The organism is Desulfotomaculum sp. OF05-3 (assembly GCF_003435535.1).
GTDB classification, from domain to species: Bacteria; Bacillota; Clostridia; order Lachnospirales; family Lachnospiraceae; genus Pilosibacter; species Pilosibacter fragilis.
In genome coordinates, this window is sequence record NZ_QWGO01000023.1 from 1 (window position 1) to 21,888 (window position 21,888).

Consider the following 21,888-nt stretch of genomic DNA (forward strand, 5'->3'; position numbering starts at 1 on the left):
GACTCTGAGTGGTCGATTCCTCCGGGCTCTAACAAAGAATACTCCAGTGCTTTGAAATGAGGTTAAGTTGCGGACAAAACATATATTTTAACAAAAACGATAGGAGGCGATTTTTTGAATATCAACACGATTACTGCGGAGGATCTTCGCCGTACGCCGGATAAGGAAGGACTGATTTTACAGGGCTGTGGCGGGGATCTGACAGAATGGGTAGACGGAATCAATGAAATGCTGACACAGGCAGGCATATTGAAAGATGGCAGTCAGTTTGAGAATGTGTTTGCTTTTCAGCACGGAGAACTGACCTGTTTGCTTTACCCGTTTGATGATGTGAAACTGGATATAGGAAAACTTGCCCTGTGGCGTTTACAGACCCATGAAGTCTATGGCGGCACATGGCTGTCGGACTTTGTGCCGAATTATTTAGGCGGATTTATAGAAACACCGGAAGCGTTGGCAGATAAACCGGATTGTCCACTGATCGGAGCAGATGGGAACATTTTTAATCTGCTGGGTATTGCTTCCCGTACTTTGCGGGAGCATGGTCTGAAAGAACAGGCAAAAGAAATGTCTGATCGGGTATTTGCTTCCGGCAGTTATGGAGAAGCGCTCTGTATCATTGGCGAATATGTCAACATCACAGATTCCGAACCGGAGCATAAGAATTCTCTCCGTCAGCAGCTAAAAGCAACAAAACCGGCAGACCCGGTAAAAAAGCAGCAAACTTCCAAACAGCAGGAACGATAAGGAGGGATGCGGAATGGAAAAGAAACTGACCTATGGTGTATGGGCGGTACGAAGCAGCACTTCTATTTTCGGACCGGCACAAAGCTGGTGCAAGGAAAATGGAAAACCGTTGGAATTTGATAGCAAAGCCGATGCTGAAAACTATGCAAAGGAAGCCAACGAGCATACGACAGCAAATGTCCGATACTATGTGAAAGAAAAAGAACCGGAACCCGGTGCTGTTCGGAAAGGAACATCTCAACCGGAGCTGGATGCACGCAGCCATGAAGAAGTGACACCAAGAAATGATGCATCGGAAAAACAAAATGAGATTCCGGGCAGACAGATTCCTTCTCAAACAGATCCGCTGGTAGAAATCCGCTCTGCGGTTCATAGTAATTACGCAGGCATGGTCGCTATGCTGGGTGCGGACAACCGTGTGTATTTGGGGCGTGAGGAACGCTGCCATTGTCAGGATATGCAGCCATCTTACTATGACAATCAGGATGGTTCCCTGTGCTTTGTCTGTGATCAGCCCGACATGTATTATTTTCTTTATGGAGAAGGCTGGGCGCATACCCAGACGGAAATGCTGGAACGAGGGCTTACCCTGCGCCAGTATGAAGAATTTGCGAGACTGCAAAATGGCGTCCTTGCACAGTTTACCACACAAAGAGAAATCCTGTTTGCCGGACAGCCATTTCAAGCGCCAGAAAGTTATCTTCGCAATGCGGAACTTTATGAGGAAGGACAAACCGGCAACTACAATATGCTGGATGGCAGGCTGAACAACGAACCTCTTGTGCGTCCGGATCTGACAGATGGACAGACGGATGAAGAAATCCGGGAGCTCGTGCCGGAAGCAAAGCCGTCCTTGATGGACCGTCTGAAAGCAGATAAACCGGAGCATGAAGCAAGGCAGATGATCCCTCCGGTGCCGGAAAGGGAACGCTGATGGCTGGGGTAAGATTTGAGGATGTAGATCTTCTGGGTGCTCTTTCCCGTATCGTAGATCTTCATACCCAACATTATAAAGAGGACTTTGACCTGGATAAAGAACTGATCTCAAAACTGGCTGTGTCAGACCGTTCAGAGGATAAACAGCTTCTTTGGATGTCACGCCCCTGCGGAACCTATACCCTGCGTGAACGGGAAGTTTATCTGGAGGGCAGCCATGAAAACAAAGTGTGGCGGTTTTACCAGGAACAGACAAATGATCCCGTTTTGGCTTATGCTATCTCTTTGAAAGAAGTCAGGGACGGAAAAATATTTGGCGATCTCTATCCGCTAAATTACAGAGAACATGTGGAACGGATGAAAAAACTGACCTGTCCAATCGGAAATGTAGCCGTTGCATTTGAGGATGGAAATATTATCACGATTCCCTATCAGGAACGGAGACAGCTTATGAACCGGCTTATGCCAGAGCATGGAGCACCTAAAACAATGACGTATCTGCCAGAAAATGAGCCGGAGTTGATGATGATCCTAAAACGGGAACGCTTCAAACGCAGCTATCATGCGGCAGCCGGAAATCTGGAGGAATATCTTGATAAGCTGGAAAAGACCACCTTGCGGGAAAAACTCAAAAGAGCAAAGACGGTGGTTTCAACACAGGAGGTCTCATCTCATAAAAGAGGGTTGGAACGATGAAGGGCAGGCATAACAAAAAATCTGTCCGCGTCGAATTTGTCATGTCCGAAGCGGAGGCCGAACTGGTAAAAGAACGCATGGCGGAACTTGGCATTACCAATCTGTCGGCATATCTGCGAAAGATGGCCGTAGACGGTTACATCATTCACCTTGATATGGGAGACATTCAAGAAATGATCCGGCTTCTCCGCATTTGTTCCAATAACTTAAACCAATATACCAGACGGGCCAATGAGACCGGCAATATTTATGCCGCAGATATAGAGGACATCCGCACCCGTCTGGACAGCCTTTGGGATGGCATGGACAAACTGATCCGGGGATTTGCAAACATTTCATAAACAGCCGGAAAGCCGTTGCTTTCTTTTTGCCGTCACGGTAAAATTTTTATAAGGGCAGATACCCTTCTGAAAGGAGGCAAAGCGTATGCGTTTGATAGGTAAATTACTGGCACTTCCCTTTATGCTGGTTACGGGGATTCTTTATCTGGTATGTAAATTTTTGGTGGTCCTTTCCGGTGCGGTACTTGGGATTCTTTCCGGGATCATCTTTTTGGCAGCATTGGTGCTGTTCTTTGTCTCAGGATTTTTGCCGGGTCTTGCCTGGCTTATGATCGCCTTTCTTATCAGTCCATACGGTCTGCCTCTGGCGGCTGCATGGCTGGTAGGGATCATTGGCGGGACAAACAGTGCCTTAAAGGATTTTATATTTGGTTAAGCAGATTTGGCGGGGCGCATAGGCAGCCCCGCTCTTTTTCTGCAATTATAACTTCTCTGATTGAAATTAAGTTAAGGAGGTGACGAAAATGGCGACCACAAGACTGATGCCTCTGCATGTAGGAAAAGGTCGGGACATCTCTACTGCGATTGCAGATATTATTGATTATGTAGAAAATCCGCAGAAAACCGATTTTGGAAAATTCATTTATGGCTATGAGTGTGATACCCGGCTTGCTGATGTAGAGTTTCTTCTTTCTAAACGACAGTATGCAAATCTGACCGGCAGAAACCAGGGGGCGGATGATGTGATCGCCTACCATCTCCGTCAGGCATTTAAGCCCGGCGAAGTTACGCCGGAAGAAGCCAATCAGATCGGCAGGGAGCTGGCGCTAAAACTCACAAAAGGAAAACATGCCTTTGTCGTCTGTACCCATGTAGATAAGCACCATGTCCATAATCACATCATTATCAACTCTACTACACTGGACTGTCAGAAAAAATTTCGCAACTTCTGGGGCTCTACCTGGGCAATCCGGCGAATGAATGACAAGCTGTGTTTGGAGCATGGACTTTCGATTGTTGAAAATCCGAAACCCAGCCGGGAGCATTATGGCACATGGCTGGGAAATAAAAAGCAGCCTTCCTTTCAGGAGCAGATACGTATTGCTATTGATGCTGCATTAGAGGAAATGCCAAAAGATTTTGAGGAACTTCTAAAGAAGCTGGAGGCTGCCGGGATTGAAGTTAACCGTGAAAGAAAACATCTTCGGTTCCGAGTTCCGGGACAAGAAAATTATACCCGATGCGATACGCTCAAAGGCGATTATACAGAACAGGCCATCAAAGAACGAATTGCCGGTACACGGACAGTAAAATCCCGCCATACTTTTTCAAAAAAACCGGTTTCCAAAGTTGGATTGCTGGTAGATATAGAGGCTGCAATCCGTTCCGGCAAAGGTCCCGGTTATGAGCGTTGGGCAAAAGTGTTCAACTTAAAACAGCTTTCCCAGGCAGTGCTCTACTTAAAAGAACATGGCGATATGGGTTATGAGGATCTTCTGGAAAAAGCCAACGCCGCTACCACTAATTTCAATACCTTATCCGTTCAAATTAAAGATTTAGAGTCAAGAATGAACGCCAATGCCGAGCTACAAAAGCAGATCGTAAACTATGCGAAAACGCGGGCTGTCTATGTAGAATATCGCAAAGCCGGGTACAGCAAAAAATACCGAATAGTACATGAGGCTGAAATTCTGCTGCACCAGGCGGCAAAGAATCATTTTGACGAGCTAGGAATCCAAAAGCTCCCCTCTGTTAAATCTCTCCGGGAGGAATACACCGATCTTCTGGAACAAAAACGGAAAGCCTATTCTGCCTATAAGCAGGCCAAAAATGATATGAAAGAACTTCATAATGTTCGGGCTAATGTGGAATATCTATTAGAGATTTCTTCCCCACCGCTACCGCAGCGCAGCACAGAAAAATCACGTCAATAAGGTTTGTCAGCTTTTCGTTTTCAGCGTTCCAACGGAACGCGCAGCCATTGCCACCCGCAATGATCTCAGGGGTTTGGGGATATGTCACCAACAAGCATTTAGCAGGAATTCCGGGAACGGGATTTCTGCTAAATACGCAATCTTACGTAAGATTGCATTGCTTGCCAGTAAGTTTAGCTCCATGTATTGACATCTTAGCCGCGTTTGTGTTATACTGTTATACACAACAGCATAACAGTTAAAACACACGGAGGATGCAGAAATGAAACTGATTATTTCAAATGTATCTGGCGTCCCCATATACGAGCAGATTAAACAGCAGATCAAGGCGGCTATTTTATCTGGCGAGCTTCAAGCCGAAGAAACTTTGCCCTCCCTTAGAACACTTGCCAAAGACTTAAAGATCAGCGTCTTAACAGTGACAAAGGCATACACAGAATTAGAGCAAGAGGGCTTTGTTAAAAATGTGCAGGGGCGTGGATGTTTCGTAATGGGGTCTGGTTCAGAACTGATTAAGGAGCAGCTTATTTGCAAAGTAGAAAACAATCTCACCGAAGCAATAAAAGCTGCAAGAATGGCAAATCTATCCACAGAGGAATTACATCGCCTTTTGGACATTTTAACGGAGGTAAAAACAGATGACTAATTATTTAGAGGTAACGAATCTTTCGAAATCTTTTGATTCTTTTCAGCTTCACAATATCAGCTTTACTTTGCCAAAGGGATATATTATGGGCTTGATTGGCCCGAATGGTTCTGGCAAAACAACGACAATCAAACTGATTTTGAATATGCTCAAGCGCACCGGTGGCACAGTCAAAGTGATGGGGCTGGATAATATCGCAGAAGAACAAAAAGTAAAATCAGAGCTGGGCGTTGTTTTCGATACAAATTATTTCAGTGATGATTGGAAAGTGTCGCAGGTTGAAAAATCCATTTCGGTATTTTATCCAAATTGGGACAGCCAGAAATTTGCGGATATGTTACGGAAATTTCACATTGCACCAACCAAAAAGGTAAAAGAACTTTCCAAAGGTATGCAGATGAAGTTAATGCTTGCCTGTGCGTTTTCATACGACGCCAAACTGCTGATCCTCGACGAGCCGACCAGTGGACTTGATCCGGTTTCCAGAGATGAACTTTTGAAAATTCTTTCAGAGTATATTGAAGATGGCGAGCATAGTGTTTTGTTCTCCACCCATATCACAGGCGATTTGGAGCGTGCAGCCGATTATATTACCTACATCAGTTATGGCGAGCTGTACTTTACTGGCAGCAAAGATGATTTTGTAGATATGTTCCGCATTGTAAAAGGTGGAATTGAGGAACTGTCCGATGATCTGAAAAATAAGGCGGCTGGTATTCGTACATTCCCTACGGGATTTGAGGCTCTGATGAAAACCGAAGATATTAGCGGTTTCCCTAACCTGACCGTTGATCCTGCCACCATTGATGAAATTGTAGTGTTTACAAGCAAGAAAGGTGACGATTATGAGTAATATTTTGAAATCCACAAAATTAGATATTGCATTGGTAAAACCATATTTTAAGACGATTTGCTTTACCCTGCTCCTGCCGATTGTGTTTGCCGCAATCAATCGTTCTTTGCTGACAGGGGTATCATTTGCTATGTGCTTTATTGCCATGACGACGGGATATACCTTTTCCATCACAGAAAAAAACAGCATGGATCGTCTGTTTGGTATTTTACCTGTTCGTAAAAGCGAGCTTGTGATCGGACGCTATGTTTTTGTCCTTGCAATGGGGCTTCTTTCCTTGATTATTTCTTTGATTGCACAGCCGCTTGTCTTGAAAGTGCTGGGTGAAACAGTTGGCGTATTTGATATTGTAACTGCCGCTATTGCAGGAGTATTCTTATTTGCACTCTATACCGTGTTCCAGATTCCGGGATATTACAAGTACGGCTCAATCAAAGGACGGGTATTTATGTATATTCCAGTGGCCGGTTTTTTGGTGACTTTACTTCTTCTCTCTAAAATGCCAGCTATCGGGAACTCAATTATTTCAGTCGTTGAATCTTCTCCGATACTTCTCGTTTTCCTTGCGGTTTTTGCTATTGTTGTGATGTATGCGGTTTCAATCTTCTTGTCCATTCGGATTATGAAGAACAAAGAAATGTGAGGTGATTGTATGGATTTTACAATTTTGGTAGTTGTGCTTTTGCTTGGTGTTGGCGTTCCTATCCGTAATAAACTCATACGGAAATATCGGGATAAGAAAAAGAATGATCGCAATTCGGAGTGAACAATATGGAGAAAACAGAGTTCATCCGCTGCCCAGTCTGCGGGAATAAAACACGCGACAAAATTCGGGAAGATACCGTACTTAAAAATTTTCCTCTCTTTTGTCCAAAATGCAAAAGTGAATGTCTAATCGACATTGAACAATTAGACTTACGATTAGCATTATGGGAATACCGTCGTTACTAATGACAGTATTCTGTTTGCTTTATGAGAAAATGCTCAATGCTGGAATGGGCAATAAATTTGAATTTGACAAGGAGATAATAATGATACCAATTTCTGATATTCTCATCCGCTCAATTAGTGGGTATGTGTTTATGGTTCCAGTCTTCGTACTGTATTTCTTGTGGCTCAAAAAATTGGGGAGAACACAAAGTTTTCTCCATACCGCTGCAGTGTTTGTTTTTGGTTATTATTTATTCGGACTTTTGACCGTCACAGGCATCGGCTTTACAAGCACAATGACCTTTCGCCCGAACATTTCTTGGACTCCATTTATCGGTATGATAACTGGGCCAATTGATACCATTCTGAATATTATTCTGTTTGTCCCGTTGGGATTTTTCCTGCCGCTGCTGTACAAGAAATATCATCACATGAAGACGGTTGCATTGACTGGCTTTCTGTTTTCTTTGGCTGTTGAAATTGTCCAGATGTTTGGCTGGGGTTCTTCCGACATCAATGACTTGATGACAAATACCGCTGGAGCCTGTATTGGATTTTTAGTTTATTGTCTGCTGTCAAGAATCTTGCCTGCCAATCTGAAAAAGCAACTTCAATCCAGCCGTGTCAATGCTGTGGCTGAAGTACTTCTCTTTGCTATTTGCACATTTGCCATTATGGTCACGGCTCAGACTTGGTTTGTCCATGATGTGCTGAATGTTCCATAAATTGTATCGGAAACAATCGGTCTCAGATATAAAAAAATAGTGTCTTCTGTTTGACACACCTGCAGACCGATTTTTCCGTATTGAACTTAGTCGCGTCAACGAAGCCACTACCTATGGAATTTCAATCTTTTCCTTCCTGTTATGCTTGGACAGATTGAATAATTCTCTTTGTGTTATATCTATTATTTTTAGGTAATAGTCCACAACGGCTTCTAACATGAAGGTACAAAAAATAAAAGTTGATCCTCAATCAACCCTATTATTGTACTCTTCAATTCATACTTTTCGATCTCAATGGTAGTATGGTTAGATAGACATCTGTTGCCGCTATCCCTTGGTAAGTTACCCGTTCAGCTTACCTACAAATTTAGAATACAATAAATGGCATCATTTGAACAGACTATATTTTTTTAAAATAACTGTTCTACTATGAGAGCTTCGGTCTGTTTGCTGTGCTGATTCTGGTACAGTTGGCGGCCACCGGCGCAGCAGCGTTCCGCTTTTACTACAAACAAAGAAAAGGCTGAATAGAAAATAGGTATCATCAATCAAAAATATCATTGGAGGTATAACTTATGGAAAAAGAAACAATGGGAACTGTAATTTCAGTTACAAAACAATGGTGGTTAAAAGTGAATCGTAAACCTGCCCGCGTTCATGCGATGGATGGCGCAGCCTTTCCGCATACTATCAAGGTCAAATATACGATAGACGGTAAAGATTACATCTGCCGAAAATGGATTGGTGCAGGAAACAACGTTCCTGACAAGGGAACAACGATTAAAGTTACCTATTGGGAAGATAAGCCATCGAAAGCAAGAATTGAGCTCTAATCAATAAATTTATCAAAATATGGAGGTGATGATGTGATGGGACATTAGCTGTTTTTGATATTGAAGAATCCGGCAAGAAGATTGGTGAAAAGTTATTTCTGCTTCTTAACGAGGAACAAAAGAATGCTCTAATGCAATATATTTTGGAACAAGGAGTCAGTCATGGAACAGTATTCAATTCCTGTCACACTTTCTCCGCAGCAGAGAAGAATCCTCTTACAGAAATACAAGAAGGCGAGCTTTATCTATGTCTGGAACACCGCACTGTCAGGGTTAGGGAACGGATTATCAACTTGACAAGTAAGGAGTTTGATATACTGGCATTGCTCATTGCCAATCCCAAACGTGTTTTTACTTACGAACTGATTACCGATTTGGTTTGGAAAGAGGATTGTGATTTCTATTCGAGAAAAGCGATTCATAATCATATGAGTAAGTTGCGTAAGAAATTGCGTTTTGAACCGGATCTTCCAAACTACATTGAGAGTGTCGCCGGGATCGGCTATAAATTTGAACAACTATAATATGAGCCCACAAGGTGTCGGTTCCCCTTGTGGGCTTGCTTTTTGCAGCATATATTCTAAGGAGCAGAATATGTAGAAAATTGCGAATATAAAGAGTAAAAAGCGAATGTCTGCGGACTGATACAGGAAACATAATCGATATAATTTTCTCCCAAGGAGGTATCAAGCAGCCGATTCAGGCCCCTCCTTGATGGGAGGAAATGCCTATGCGTCTATGCAACACAGATCCGCAGATAAACTGCTTTACATTCAGTCACCTATACGTCGTAGTCCAGCTCGTATGGATTGTGGCGTTTTTGGTTTCGACAAAGTTTGAGCATTTTCGCTGTCAACCTCCCGGAAAAATTTCATACTGTTGCTTTGGCGCGCCTGTTCTTTGTACGGGCGCGCTTTTTTGTACCCTTTTTTTAATCAGAAAGAGACTTAGACCTTATCGCTGCCGCAGCCCACCCTCTGGTTTCGATTTTTGCCATCAACTCAAACATCGAAATTGGAGGAAATTACTATGAAGAAAATCAATCTTCGGGATTATTACCCGTATTATACACAGGACATGATCGTTGAGGTGCCGGATGAAGTTGCTTTGTTGCTTCGGGAATATATGTTGTTGGAAGAAGCCTATCGGATTCGTACATACCGCTATAAAGCATTTTACTCTCTGGATCGAGACGAAGGTATTGAGCGTGAGATATTGCAAAAGCCTCTTAACCCGGCAGAAATTTGGGAACAGCGTCAAATGACGGAGTTGATTTATAAAGGTCTTTCCAAACTTCCGGTAAAGCAGCGCCAACGGATCTATGCACACTTTTTTCTTGGCATGAGCAAAGCAGATATTGCCAAAGCGGAAGGAACACACAAAAGCCGGATCACCCGTTCTATTGAAGCCGGATTGCGTAGTCTGGAAAAATATTTCAAAGAAATTTTATAACAGACGGCAACTTTGCCCCTAAAAATGTACTGAATAGTAGAGGGACATATTCGGTGGGACAAGCTGGACGGGTGTGGTAAGGAAGCATATACATCCTCCCACCCCAACTGCAATATCAATTTGTCTGCCATGCCCCTTGCTTGTTCCTTGACAACCGAATATACGCTGTTACAGGTACTTCATTCTGTGTTCCGAGCGGCAGATGGGGCGGCGCGGTGACAGGCAGCCTAAGGAGGTGATGAATCCAAGCTGTCCGAGCGATAAACGCAACCTACGAAACCGGTTGTGGCAAGCCGGACGCGATAACGACACAGATCATAATGGTACTTCTTCACAGCTTCCTAAAGACTTGGGGAGAGTTCCTGCGGCGTTTGCTTGCTCTGGCAAAGCGGCGGCGTATGTGGGACTATGATGCGGTGACGCTACCCGCAGCCTGTAACAGCCCCGTCCTTATAACAGAAGGACTTGCCGGGGTGCGTGGCAAATACGGCAGTAAAATCGAAATCAGATATAATGGGCCGGATTTATGTGTGCAATAACCATAGATCCGACCTATTCATGTGGTTTTGATAACACAGTTTTCAGAAGGGAGTTGATACTATGGAATTGAACACCATTGTCAGTGAAGTGGGTACGCTGGTAGACATTCGGGATGTCTCTGTCAACAAAGAACTTTCCCGTGATGAACGGATTGCAGAATTTGTTCAGCAGATAAAAAATCCATACCATTTTAAGTGTGGCCGTTTTACTGTACAGGCCAGCTTTTCTGCTGAAGGAGCTACCCTGGAAGAATGTATCAAGGGTATTTTACGATAGGCGCAATTTTAAGAAAGGGGCTGACTTTTCCGTAAAAGCATGGTAGAATAAGAATCGGAAAAGGAATTGAATATGGCATAACCACACTTCTTGAATTGCGGGGATTTTTCTGTGCAACGAAAGGAGTGTTTTTTTATGCAGGTTTACAAAGCGATTAAGTACATCCGTCTTTCTTATACGGATGATAAAACAGTAGAAAGTGACAGCGTTGCCAATCAGCGGCGCCTGATCGATGATTACATAGCCCGACACCCGGAAATTGAGGTTGTGGCAGAAAAAATTGACGATGGTTATAGTGGAGTTTTGTTTGATCGCCCGGCATTTCAGGAAATGATGCGGATGATCGAACAAGGCGAAGCTAACTGCGTGATTGTCAAAGACCTCTCCCGCTTAGGTCGTGAGTACATAGAAACAGGCCGTTATATGCGCAGAGTATTTCCAGCCTATGGAGTGCGTTTTATCGCAATTAACGATAATGTAGATACGGAAAATGACGCTGCCGATGATCTCACAGTTTCTGTCAAAAACATTATGAATGAGGCTTACTGTCGGGATATTTCCGTTAAGACACGGAGCGCCCTGGAAGTAAAACGGCGCAGCGGGGATTTTGTGGGTGCTTTTACCATCTATGGTTATGTGAAAGCCGGCGATAAACACAAGAGCCTGGAAGTAGACGAATATGCTGCCAATGTTGTGCGGGATATTTTCAGAAAACGGCTGGAAGGATTCAGCGCTTCCCATATAGCGGATGAACTGAACCGATTAGGAATTCTTTCACCGTTGGCGTATAAGCGCAATCACGGAATGCCTCATGCAAAAGGTGGCTATACAGACCGAAAGGATTGCAAATGGTCTGCAACTACAATCATCCGCATTTTACAAGATGAAACTTACACCGGAACACTGGTCCAGGGCAAGCAGACAACGCCCCATTTCAAATTAAAAGAGCGTGAGGACAAACCTTCTTCGGAATGGATTCGTGTGGAGGGAACCCATGAGGCAATCATACAAAAGCACGATTTTGATCTGGTGCAAAGGCTCCGCAGGATTGACACAAGGACTTCTCCCAAATCGGATAAGGTTTACCTGTTTTCCGGCATTTTGATCTGCGGCTGCTGTGGCTGCCGTATGACCCGCAAGACGAACCGCTATAAAGATAAAGAGTATCACTATTATTACTGCCCGACCGGCAAAAAGAATGGCTGCACATCGTCGGTCATGCTGAAAGAGTCGGATCTGATTGAATGTGTACAGGACAGTTTGAAAGGACATATTGAAAATGTTGCTTCTCTGGATGCCCTGCTGTCCAGTATCAGTCAAGAACGGATTAACCGGGAATTGGCGCAGGAATATGCCGCACAGATCAGAGTAAATGAGAAGCGTGTGGCACAGACCGAGGGCTTTAAGGCAAAACTCTATGAAAATCTGGTAAGTGGAATTCTGACAAAGGAAGAATTTCTCTCTTACAAGCGAAAATACAATGCAGATATTGAACTGTTCCAAAAAGCAATCGCTGAATGGAACGAAAAACTTACAGATGTATTAGAAAACCGAAGCGAACGAAACCGTTGGATCAACCATTTTATGAAATTTTCTACTATGGAGGATATTGACCGTCGGGCAGTCATGCAGCTTATCCGAAGCATACGGGTAATGGGTAAAGATGAACTGCATATTGAATTTAATTACCAGGATGAATATCAGAAAGCAATCTTTTTGGCAAAACAGATTGCTACAAAAAATGAAGAAAGGATGGTGGGTTAAATGGCAAGAAAAAGCAGAAAACAGACGGCAGTTCCTATGCCGGCACCATCTTTGTATGTACATGTGGCTCTGTATATCCGTCTTTCTGTGGAGGATAACAAAAAGCGAGGCTGCTCAGTAGAAAACCAAAAACTGGTACTGAATGACTTTCTTTCGGATAAACCGGACTTCGTTGTGTATGATACTTATATCGACAACGGAGCAACAGGGACAAATTTTCACCGCCCTGGATTTCAGCAAATGCTATCTGATATTGAAGCAGGCCACATTAACTGTGTGATTGTTAAGGATCTTTCCCGATTAGGGCGAAATTCTATTGACACAGGTTATTATATCGAACAATATTTTCATGCACATAATGTTCGGTTCATTGCTGTTACGGATCAGTTTGACACAGCGGATTCCGGAAATCTTCATGGTGGTATCATGCTGCCTTTGAAAAATATGATCAATGAAGCCTATGCTCTGGACATTGGACGAAAAATCAAAGCACAGGCGCGGCAGGCTATGAAAGATGGCGACTATATTGGTGCACGGGCACCTTACGGTTACAGGAAAGACCCTGATAATTGCCATAAACTTCTGGTTGATGAAAATACTGCCCCTGTGGTAAAACAGATTTTTGAATGGGCACATGAGCATGTGTCTCTGAACCGGATTGTCCGCAATCTAAATGAGATGGGGATTCCGGCACCGAGCCATTATAAAAAGGCTACTGGCGAGATTACCAGTCCGGGCCTGATCGGAAGCGGCAAATGGCAGACCCGTACAGTGATGAAAATTTTAGAAAGCGAAGCCTATACAGGCGATCTGGTGCAAGGAAAAACAAAGATTGTAGATCATCAGCAGGTCAAGGCTGGAGAAGATAATCTGATTATTGCCAAATGCACCCATGAACCGATCATTAGCTATGAATTGTTTAATGCAGTTCAGGAATACAGAAAACAGATCTGTGAAGAAAGCAAAGCAACTCCAAAACGCCCCTACACGCCAAACATTTTCAAAGGCAAAGTGTTCTGTGCTGATTGTGGCAGAAGCCTTCACCGGCAACGTGCCGAGCGCCGGAAAGGCCCCGATACTTATTGGTTCCACTGCCTTACAAACAGCCGGGTAGAAAAAGATAGCTGCAAAGGCGCAACGATGCAGGAAAAGGAACTGATTTCTACTGTTACGGCTATTCTTGAAAAAGAGCTGACAGTTGCGCTGGGAATGTCGCTGCCTCTCTTTCAGTTGGAGGCAAGACAAAAACAGGAAAAAGATAAGCTGAAAATTCAGATGTCGGCCAAACGGCAGGAAATTGAAAAAACACGCCGGCTGATCCGTGGTCTATATGAAAATATTGTGCAGGGTATTTTGACAAATGATGAATACTTTGAATTGAAGGCGGATTATGAATATGCTATCAAGGCTCTGTCTGGTGAGATTGAAGTATTTGAAAAATCTATGGACTCCCTGGACAACCAGCTTGCCCGATACCGTGCAATGGAAAAGGATGCAAAAACACTGGCACAGGATCATGTGCTGACTGCAGAACTGATCGAACGGCTCATTGAACGAATTGAGATCGATCACGAGCGGAATATTCATGTGACCTTCCGTTTCAAAAATGAATTTCAGGGAAAGGCGGTGGAACCGTGCGCAACTATGTGATTGCCCTTTATATCCGTCTTTCTGTGGAAGATTTCAAAACTGAAAGTTTGAGCATACCAAATCAAAAACTGATTCTTCGTGAAAAAGCTATGTCTCTGCCAGAATGGGATTGCAGTGAGATTTTGGAATTTATTGACAACGGTCATACAGGGACAAACTTTGAGCGTCCGGCGGTGCAGGAACTTTTAACAATGGTTCAGGCCGGAAAAATCAACTGTATTATTGTAAAAGACCTTTCCCGATTTGGACGTAACAGCATTGAAACCGGCTATTTTATTGAGCGGGTATTTCCTCTTTATCACACCCGTTTTATTTCCGTCAGTGATGATTTTGACACAGCTAATTTCAAAGGTGACACCGGAGGGATTGATATTGCTTTCAAGTATCTTATTAGCGAGTGTTATAGCCGGGATATGTCCATGAAAACCAAAAGTGCAAAATATGCAAAGATGCGTCGTGGAGAATATCAGAGTGTCATCTGTCCTTACGGCTATCGCAAGAGTGCAGACGGACGTATGGAACTGGACGAGGATGTTGCCCCGAATGTGCAGATGATATTTCAATGGGCGTCTGAAGGCAACACCGCAGCCGAGATCACAAGAAAACTGTATGCCATGAATATCCCCACCCCTGGGGAATATCGCAAACTTAAAGGCAAGGACTATTACAATGTTTCCCGAACAAACGGCGTTTGGAGTACATCAACGGTCCTGCGTATTTTAGAAGATCAAAGATATATCGGTACCTATGTAATTGGCAAGAGAAAGGTAAAAGAGATTGGCAGCCGACATACACAGTTAAAGGATGAAAGTGAGTGGTTCAAAATACCGAACCATCATCCGGCTATTATAAGTGTGGATCTATTTGAGAAAGCCAATGCTTCTATTAAGCGTTTCTCTCTGTCAAATAAAAAGCCGCGTGATTATCTGCTCCGTGGTAAGGTATTCTGTGGATGCTGCGATCATGCAATGTCTCTACGAAATGGTGCGTGGTTTTATTGCCGTCATTCCGAGGTGGCTGAAACGCTTCCTTGTCATGGTGTGCGCATAAAGATGGCTGATCTGGAGCAGGTTGTATTTGAAACAATTCGGGCTCAGATGTGTCCGGCATTGGGAATTGACAGCAATAAGGATAAATTGGATTTGCAGACAGTCCAGCAGGCCGAACATGAAGAAAAACTCCGTTCTATTCAAGACAGCAAGCGGCATCTTTATGAGCAGTATGCACTCGGAGAGATTGATTTGGAAACCTATCGAACACGAAAAGCGGTTTATGACACGGAACTGGTACAAGCCAAAAATGTTCATGCTGTCATTACTGCACAGACAAAGCAGATAAAAAGTGATTATGAGATCAAGTTGAAACAACAGGAAATTATGCAGGAAGTCGGAAACGCCAACATGCTGACAAAAGCTCTGATTGACCGGCTTATCAACAAAGTTTACGTCTTTCCAGGAGATCGGATTGAGATTGAATATGCAACACAGGATTTCTTAGAAACAAAGGAATCCGAAAAGGAGGTATAACCGTGAACCCCCATTTGAAACAGCTATGGGCAGCTATGAGGCTGCCCGAAAACTTCAAAAAAAGTTATAAATTTTTTTGTCGTGGGCTTGACATACGGGTGTCGTAAATCATGAATACGGATTCGCTTTACTCCTGCAGCTTTCGCACCTCTGTCCATCTCGTGATGAAGATAACTTTTTGTGACTGTGAAGATTCGTTCTTTCTTCTTCAGTCCGTAAAGCATCTGCAAATACTCCTGCATTTCTTCACAGAGGAACTTCGGCATTTTGATAATGCGGTTACTTTTCTTTGTTTTCGGTGTGGTAATCACATCTTCTCCGTGTAATCGTTGATAGGACTTGTTGATTCTGACCGTTTCTTTTTCAAAATCAAAGTCAGCGGCGATCAGTGCCAACAGTTCGCCCTCCCGGATACCACACCAGTAGAGCATTTCAAAAGCGTAAAAGGAAACAGGCTTGTCCATCATCTCAAATGAGAATTTCTTGTATTCTTCTTTCGTCCAGAACAGCATTTCCTTGTGTTCCTCACTTCCCATATTTCCCGCTTTAGCGGCTGGATTGGAACGCAGCTCATAATACCGCACCGCATGATTAAAGATAGCAGACAACTGATTGTGCAGCGTTTTCAGATAGGTCTGTGAGTATGGCTTTTTCTTTTCATCCCGATAGGCAAGCATCTCATTCTGCCATGCGATAACCTCTTTTGTGGAAATCTCACTGATTTTCAGCTTGCCGAAATAAGGCAAAATCTTCGTGCGGATGATATGCTCCTTTGTCAGCCATGTGTTCTCTTTCAGACGGCTTTTCATATCCCGGATATACAATTCGGTAAAGGCTTCAAAACTCATATCCATATCAGAGGAGTTCTGTAACTGGAACATTCGCTCCCATTCCTGTGCTTCTTTCTTGGTAGCAAATCCACGCTTACATTTCTGCTTGCGTTCGCCTTTCCAGTTGACATATCTCGCCATCACATACCATGTTCCATTGCTCTCGTTCTTGAATACCGGCATTATTCATCCTCCTTTCCTTATTCCTGTCCTGCCTTGTAGGACATAGTGGTATCCCCTTGGGGATTTCCTGCTCCGTAGAGTCTTTCATAGAAATACTGGCGGTTTACCCGCCCTGAAATTGTAATAAAGCCTTTTGCTTTCAGTTCCTCATTCAACTGACGGATGAGCTTGTAGGCATACGGCTTTGATACGCTTAGTTCCTGTGCCACTTCTTCGGCACAAATAAATCTGTTTTTCATATAATCAGTCCTTTCTTTCATTTTTTATCGCCGTTCTATCCGAATGAAGTTCCAGCAGGTATTCCCTGTTCGGCACTGTGCTGTCCCGATATATCATAATATGTCAGGCGCTCGCTTGCTGTCTGGCAAGGTCTTGGCGGTTTATACTGTTCGGACGGTCATTTTGTTTTTATTAAGCTTATTTGCTTAATTTCAAGTCCATTATACTAAGCATATTTGTTTGTGTCAAGTGGCTTTCCGGAAAATATTAAGCTTTTTTGTTTTGCATTATCTTGACTTTTCCTAAACATATCTGCTATACTCATTGTAAAATACATACAAGGAGTGGACACGTTATGGCGATTGGAGAAAGAATACATTTTTTCCGCATTCTGCGTGGAATGACACAAAAATATCTTGGTACGATTGTCGGCTTTCCTGAGCGAAGTGCCGATGTACGTTTAGCACAATACGAAACAGGAACAAGAAAACCGAAAGCAGAACTTACTGCTGCACTGGCACAGGCTCTGGATGTTTCCCCTCATGCCCTCGATGTGCCTGACATTGACAGCTATATCGGACTGATGCACACTTTGTTTACCCTTGAAGATTTGTACGGTCTGACTGTCAGTGAATCAGACGGAGAAATCTGTCTGAAAGTCGATACTTCCAAAGGCAAAGACGCTCACGAACTCCGGAAAATGCTGTATGCCTGGAAAGAGCAGGCTGACAAGCTATCTTCTGAAGAAATCAGTAAAGACAAATACGATGAGTGGCGTTACCACTACCCGGAGTTTGATACTACGCAAACATGGGCAAAAGTTCCTTCGCAGGCGCTTAGCGATGCTCTGGTCGAAATGTTCCAAGACCGACTCAAACCAGATAAATAAAGGGGGAAAATAAAATGCCTGTCGTTCCTATTTACCTCAATATAGATGATAAAACGTATCAAGGTATTAAAGCAGGTACCTTAGAGTTATACGGCTTAGCTAAAAATGCCAATACAAAAAGAGTGGCTAAACATATTCCTACAGTGGCTGATGCAACTAAAAAAAGTGCATCAAAAGCTATTGATTTTGTTCGAGCACATCAAAAAGGAACCTTCATAATAAGCGGTGTCCTCATTGCTGGAGGTACTATTGCTGGTACAGTTGGCTATATTGCACATCGTAAGCAGAAAAAACTCGATAAGCAATTTGGATTAGCTTTACAGGAGTATTTAGACGCTGCTCGTAATGGCACTTTGAACCTTGACATATTGAACAGTCTCATTAGTTCCATCGAAGTAATCGAAAACAACACTCAAAAAAAATCTATTAACCTCAATATTTCAGCAGCTCAATTTAGTGATTTAATAAACTGCATATTTGATTTCACTAAACGCTTAGCTGAAGCTAATAACTTTAATACAAATTCCATAAACCGACCAAAATATTTTAAAAAGAAAACCTCTGATGATTTGAAATATTATTTGAATATGCAAAAACAAATTTTTGAACAAGCAGCATAAAGACGACAAAAAGCCCTTAGCCATGCGTTTTATACCCACAGCTAAGGGCTTTTTAGATAAATATGGATTTATTTGTTGCACAACCACCTGTCAATTATTCTCTAACCCTAAAACCACCGGGTTACAAGAATAATGGCTCTCATGCAACTGTTATCAATTTGTTATCAAAAGACTTTTAAAAGTGCCGCAAACCCGCATAAATGCCGGATTCACTAAACATTTTTGTTTATTCGAACTCAATCGTAGCCGGCGGTTTCCCTGTGCAGTCATAGAGTACGCGGTTAACATGCGGTACTTCATTGACAATACGGCTAGATACAATTCCGAGAACTTCCCACGGGATCTCAGCGGCCTCGGCAGTCATAAAGTCGATGGTGTTTACGGCTCTCAGGGCAATCGCATAGTCGTAGGTTCTCTCATCACCCATAACACCTACGGAGCGCATATTAGTCAGTGCTGCGAAGTACTGGCCGATATTGCGGGCGATTCCTGCCTTTGCGATCTCTTCGCGATAGATTGCGTCAGCTTCCTGTACCATCTTTACTTTCTCCGGTGTTACGGCGCCGATAATACGGATACCAAGTCCCGGACCCGGGAACGGCTGACGGTATACGAGCTTCTCCGGAATTCCGAGTTCCAGACCGGCCTTACGAACCTCGTCTTTGAAGAGGTCGCGGAGCGGCTCAATGATCTCTTTGAAATCAACATAATCCGGAAGTCCTCCGACATTGTGGTGGGATTTGATCACTGCGGATTCTCCGCCGAGACCACTCTCTACAACGTCCGGATAAATCGTTCCCTGTACAAGGAAGTCAACAGCACCGATCTTCTTTGCCTCTTCCTCGAACACACGGATAAACTCCTCACCGATGATCTTTCTCTTTCTCTCCGGCTCCTCAACGCCTGCTAATTTATCGTAGAAGCGCTGCTGTGCGTTTACGCGGATAAAGTGCAGATCGTACGGGCCATTCGGTCCAAATACTTCCTCGACCTCGTCGCCTTCATTCTTACGGAGAAGACCGTGATCAACGAATACACAGGTGAGCTGGTCGCCGACTGCCTTTGCGAGCATAACGGCTGCAACAGAAGAGTCAACTCCACCGGATAACGCGCAGAGAACTTTTCCATTTCCAACTTTCTCGCGGATCGCTTTGATGCTGTTTTCAACAAATGCGTCCATCTTCCATGTGCCGGCACATCCACAGACTTCATAGATGAAGTTATGGAGCATCTTTGTACCTTCCTGAGTATGAAGGACTTCCGGATGGAACTGGATCGCATATAATTTCTTCTCCTCGCACTCAGCGGCTGCAACCGGGCAGTCCGGAGTATGTGCGACGATTCTGAATCCAGGTGCTTCTTTCTCGATGTAGTCATTGTGGCTCATCCAGCAGATCGTCTTCTCGGATACATCTCCGAAAAGCTTGCTTGTCTTATCCACAGTCACTTCGATCTTGCCGTACTCACGAACCGGTGCCTTGCATACATGTCCGCCGAGAACGTGGGACATCAGCTGCGCGCCGTAGCAGAGTCCGAGTACCGGAACGCCCATCTCAAACAGTTCCTTGCTGCATGTAGCAGCACCTTCCTCATAAACGCTGTTCGGACCTCCGGTTAAGATGATTCCTTTCGGATTCATTGCCTTGATCTGTTCGATCGGAGTCCGGTAGGAGTAGATCTCACAGTATACATGGCATTCACGGACACGACGGGCAACCAGCTGATTGTACTGGCCGCCGAAGTCGATAACAATAATTTTTTCCTGATTCATCGGGTGCCTCCTGAAATATGTGCATGTACTTCTTGATAACTGCCCGGCAATCCGCATCGATTCATGCCGGAATGCCGGACAGATATAAATTTTCCTATTTGGAACTAATTATAAGGGATTCATGGAAACTTGGCAAGTGCTTTCCCTCAAAACCTGTACTTTAATGAGTATGAAGGATTACAGTACACGGGCACTCCTTGCCCGCGCACTGTAACAGGATTTTGCCGATGCTTCGCATTCCGAATCGGCAAAATCCACTACCACCACTGTATTGTACGGAATTTTCAGTTCAGAAAATTCCTACCCATGAAAAGTAACTATGAAGGTTCCTGTACATAATCAGGCATGTTTGCACCTCGCGCAGGCAGCAACATTATTTCTCATACGTTCCCTTTTTAAGGATTTTTCCGTCTCTCATCATAGGCACGCCCATAGCGATCACCGTATCAAGAGAGAGATCTTCATTCATGATCAGGATATCGGCATCACTTTCTTCCTTCACAGCACCCTTTTTCGGATATAATTCCAGAGCCATCGCCGGATTCTTAGTTCCGAGAGCCAGAAGTTCCTCAAAATCCATATTTTCTTCTTTTACCATGTAGACGATCTGACGGTAGATCGTATCCACATCGGAAACACCGATCTCCACAAGTTTTCCTTCTGCGTCATAGTTAGACCAGCTTCCCTGTCCATCGGAGCTCATGGTCACCTTCTCCATTGGAACGCCTTCTTCTTTCGCTTTCTTGACAGCGTCTGCAACAGAGTGGAACTTGCTTTCAGATTCCCCACAGGTGAGGTCGATCGTTCCGCCCATCTTCGCGAACTTAAACGCATCCTCTAAGAGGTTCGCGTTGCGTCCCACGTGAGTCGGCTGAAATGTTTTCGGCGGGATCGAGGTGCGCTCTAATGCCTCAAATACCGGTTTTAATGCTCTCTTATCTCCGCCCATGTGAAGGCAGATAAATCCAGGTTTTCCACTCAGCATTCCTGCGGTGCGGACATCACTGGCCAGACGGATCAGTTCTTCTGTCGTGATATTCGGCGCACGGTGATCAGAGATCGCAAGCTTCACTCCAAGGATCTCATCGATAAACATAATGTCCTTGCTGACACTTCCGGTCACGGTCGTACTCGGATAACCATAGGCTCCGCAGATCGCATAAGCGGAAATTCCCTCTTCTTTTAACGCTTTTACCTTTGCTAAAAGATTCTCCACGCTTCTGCTGATTCCGTCAGTTCCCAAAAGTCCAAGTACAGTTGTAACACCACCCTTGATCAGGCTGGACAGCTGGACCTGCGGTGCCTGAGTGTGGAAGCTTCCTTCTCCGCCGCCTCCGGTCACATGGACATGACGGTCGATAATACCCGGAGTCACGATCTTTCCGGTTCCGTCGATTACTTCACATCCCTCATACTCCGGCAGATGATCCGCAATTCTTTCGATTCTTCCTCCGGCAATCAGGATATCCTTCACTCCGAGATATTCCGGTGCGTAAACTTTTGCGTTTTTTACTAACAGCATGGGCTTATTCCTCCTGTGTAATCCCTGTTTTACATAACTGCCCGACAGCGGGAAATTCAGTTCAG

At 44.0% G+C, this 21,888-nt stretch carries 24 protein-coding genes; 20 read left to right on the plus strand and 4 right to left on the minus strand.

The genetic code is table 11. The features are described from left to right. Positions 1–114: 114 nt before the first annotated feature. From DXA87_RS12075 to DXA87_RS12165, 18 genes are all read left to right on the plus strand, one after another. Entirely contained in the window at positions 115–747 is a 633-nt protein-coding gene (locus tag DXA87_RS12075) for a hypothetical protein (RefSeq protein ID WP_117504573.1), read from the plus strand. Positions 748–760: 13 nt separating this feature from the next. Continuing rightward, complete coding sequence (locus tag DXA87_RS12080; protein ID WP_117504575.1) at positions 761–1,681, plus strand: DUF4316 domain-containing protein; 921 nt, start codon at positions 761–763, stop codon at positions 1,679–1,681. Further along, positions 1,681–2,379 (plus strand): hypothetical protein, encoded by a 699-nt coding sequence (locus tag DXA87_RS12085; RefSeq protein WP_117504577.1) that lies wholly within the window; start codon positions 1,681–1,683, stop codon positions 2,377–2,379. The genes DXA87_RS12080 and DXA87_RS12085 overlap by 1 nt, the downstream gene beginning before the upstream one ends. Next, positions 2,376–2,720: a plasmid mobilization relaxosome protein MobC gene (gene mobC / locus DXA87_RS12090; protein WP_117468891.1), complete on the plus strand. Its 345-nt coding sequence runs from the start codon at positions 2,376–2,378 to the stop codon at positions 2,718–2,720. Before DXA87_RS12085 ends, mobC begins: the two co-directional genes overlap by 4 nt. An 85-nt stretch (positions 2,721–2,805) precedes the next feature. Beyond that, a complete protein-coding gene (locus DXA87_RS12095; protein ID WP_117504579.1) occupies positions 2,806–3,096 on the plus strand; it encodes a CD1845 family protein in 291 nt (96 codons plus the stop codon). An 88-nt stretch (positions 3,097–3,184) separates the two neighbouring features. Next, positions 3,185–4,594 carry a relaxase/mobilization nuclease domain-containing protein gene (locus DXA87_RS12100; protein WP_117504581.1) on the plus strand — a complete coding sequence of 470 codons (1,410 nt, stop codon included), beginning with the start codon at positions 3,185–3,187 and terminating at the stop codon, positions 4,592–4,594. Positions 4,595–4,856: 262 nt separating this feature from the next. Beyond that, entirely contained in the window at positions 4,857–5,240 is a 384-nt protein-coding gene (locus tag DXA87_RS12105; protein ID WP_002578893.1) for a GntR family transcriptional regulator, read from the plus strand. Further along, a complete protein-coding gene (locus DXA87_RS12110; protein WP_004611597.1) occupies positions 5,233–6,093 on the plus strand; it encodes an ABC transporter ATP-binding protein in 861 nt (286 codons plus the stop codon). Before DXA87_RS12105 ends, DXA87_RS12110 begins: the two co-directional genes overlap by 8 nt. Beyond that, positions 6,086–6,736, plus strand: coding sequence for an ABC-2 transporter permease (locus tag DXA87_RS12115; protein WP_117468893.1), 651 nt, complete (start codon positions 6,086–6,088; stop codon positions 6,734–6,736). The genes DXA87_RS12110 and DXA87_RS12115 overlap by 8 nt, the downstream gene beginning before the upstream one ends. 128 nt (positions 6,737–6,864) lie before the next feature. After that, positions 6,865–7,044, plus strand: coding sequence for a cysteine-rich KTR domain-containing protein (locus DXA87_RS12120; protein WP_074021989.1), 180 nt, complete (start codon positions 6,865–6,867; stop codon positions 7,042–7,044). 80 nt (positions 7,045–7,124) lie between these two features. Next, positions 7,125–7,748, plus strand: coding sequence for a VanZ family protein (locus DXA87_RS12125; protein WP_025580950.1), 624 nt, complete (start codon positions 7,125–7,127; stop codon positions 7,746–7,748). Positions 7,749–8,323: 575 nt separating this feature from the next. Next, a complete protein-coding gene (locus tag DXA87_RS12130) occupies positions 8,324–8,581 on the plus strand; it encodes a sugar ABC transporter permease (protein ID WP_117504583.1) in 258 nt (85 codons plus the stop codon). Positions 8,582–8,712: 131 nt separating this feature from the next. Next, complete coding sequence (locus DXA87_RS12135; RefSeq protein ID WP_117504585.1) at positions 8,713–9,105, plus strand: winged helix-turn-helix domain-containing protein; 393 nt, start codon at positions 8,713–8,715, stop codon at positions 9,103–9,105. 505 nt (positions 9,106–9,610) lie between these two features. Further along, positions 9,611–10,033, plus strand: coding sequence for a hypothetical protein (locus DXA87_RS12140; RefSeq protein ID WP_015542925.1), 423 nt, complete (start codon positions 9,611–9,613; stop codon positions 10,031–10,033). Positions 10,034–10,633: 600 nt separating this feature from the next. Beyond that, the gene (locus DXA87_RS12150; RefSeq protein WP_005361189.1) at positions 10,634–10,849 is read left to right on the plus strand and encodes a DUF6870 family protein; all 216 of its coding nucleotides are present in this window, start codon (positions 10,634–10,636) and stop codon (positions 10,847–10,849) included. Positions 10,850–10,984: 135 nt separating this feature from the next. Next, a complete protein-coding gene (locus tag DXA87_RS12155) occupies positions 10,985–12,613 on the plus strand; it encodes a recombinase family protein (RefSeq protein WP_117504587.1) in 1,629 nt (542 codons plus the stop codon). Beyond that, complete coding sequence (locus DXA87_RS12160) at positions 12,614–14,263, plus strand: recombinase family protein (RefSeq protein ID WP_117504589.1); 1,650 nt, start codon at positions 12,614–12,616, stop codon at positions 14,261–14,263. It begins immediately after the preceding gene. Then, the gene (locus DXA87_RS12165) at positions 14,248–15,789 is read left to right on the plus strand and encodes a recombinase family protein (RefSeq protein WP_117468782.1); all 1,542 of its coding nucleotides are present in this window, start codon (positions 14,248–14,250) and stop codon (positions 15,787–15,789) included. The genes DXA87_RS12160 and DXA87_RS12165 overlap by 16 nt, the downstream gene beginning before the upstream one ends. 23 nt (positions 15,790–15,812) lie before the next feature. On the opposite strand, the gene DXA87_RS12170 is transcribed toward DXA87_RS12165, so the two are convergent. Together DXA87_RS12170 and DXA87_RS12175 are read right to left on the minus strand one after the other, a co-directional pair. Further along, on the minus strand, positions 15,813–16,802 hold the full coding sequence (locus tag DXA87_RS12170) for a site-specific integrase (RefSeq protein WP_117504591.1): 990 nt from the start codon (positions 16,800–16,802) through the stop codon (positions 15,813–15,815). A gap of 17 nt (positions 16,803–16,819) precedes the next feature. Further along, complete coding sequence (locus DXA87_RS12175) at positions 16,820–17,041, minus strand: hypothetical protein (protein ID WP_022356662.1); 222 nt, start codon at positions 17,039–17,041, stop codon at positions 16,820–16,822. Positions 17,042–17,376: 335 nt separating this feature from the next. Here DXA87_RS12175 and DXA87_RS12180 point away from each other — a divergent pair, with 335 nt between their 5' ends. Next, positions 17,377–17,910, plus strand: coding sequence for a helix-turn-helix transcriptional regulator (locus tag DXA87_RS12180; RefSeq protein WP_117504593.1), 534 nt, complete (start codon positions 17,377–17,379; stop codon positions 17,908–17,910). Positions 17,911–17,924: 14 nt separating this feature from the next. Continuing rightward, entirely contained in the window at positions 17,925–18,530 is a 606-nt protein-coding gene (locus DXA87_RS12185) for a hypothetical protein (RefSeq protein WP_117504595.1), read from the plus strand. A gap of 226 nt (positions 18,531–18,756) precedes the next feature. Here DXA87_RS12185 and guaA read toward each other — a convergent pair whose 3' ends face one another. Together guaA and iadA are read right to left on the minus strand one after the other, a co-directional pair. Next, complete coding sequence (guaA, locus tag DXA87_RS12190) at positions 18,757–20,301, minus strand: glutamine-hydrolyzing GMP synthase (protein ID WP_117504597.1); 1,545 nt, start codon at positions 20,299–20,301, stop codon at positions 18,757–18,759. A gap of 373 nt (positions 20,302–20,674) precedes the next feature. Next, positions 20,675–21,823 carry a beta-aspartyl-peptidase gene (gene iadA, locus DXA87_RS12195; RefSeq protein WP_117504599.1) on the minus strand — a complete coding sequence of 383 codons (1,149 nt, stop codon included), beginning with the start codon at positions 21,821–21,823 and terminating at the stop codon, positions 20,675–20,677. Positions 21,824–21,888: the final 65 nt, after the last annotated feature.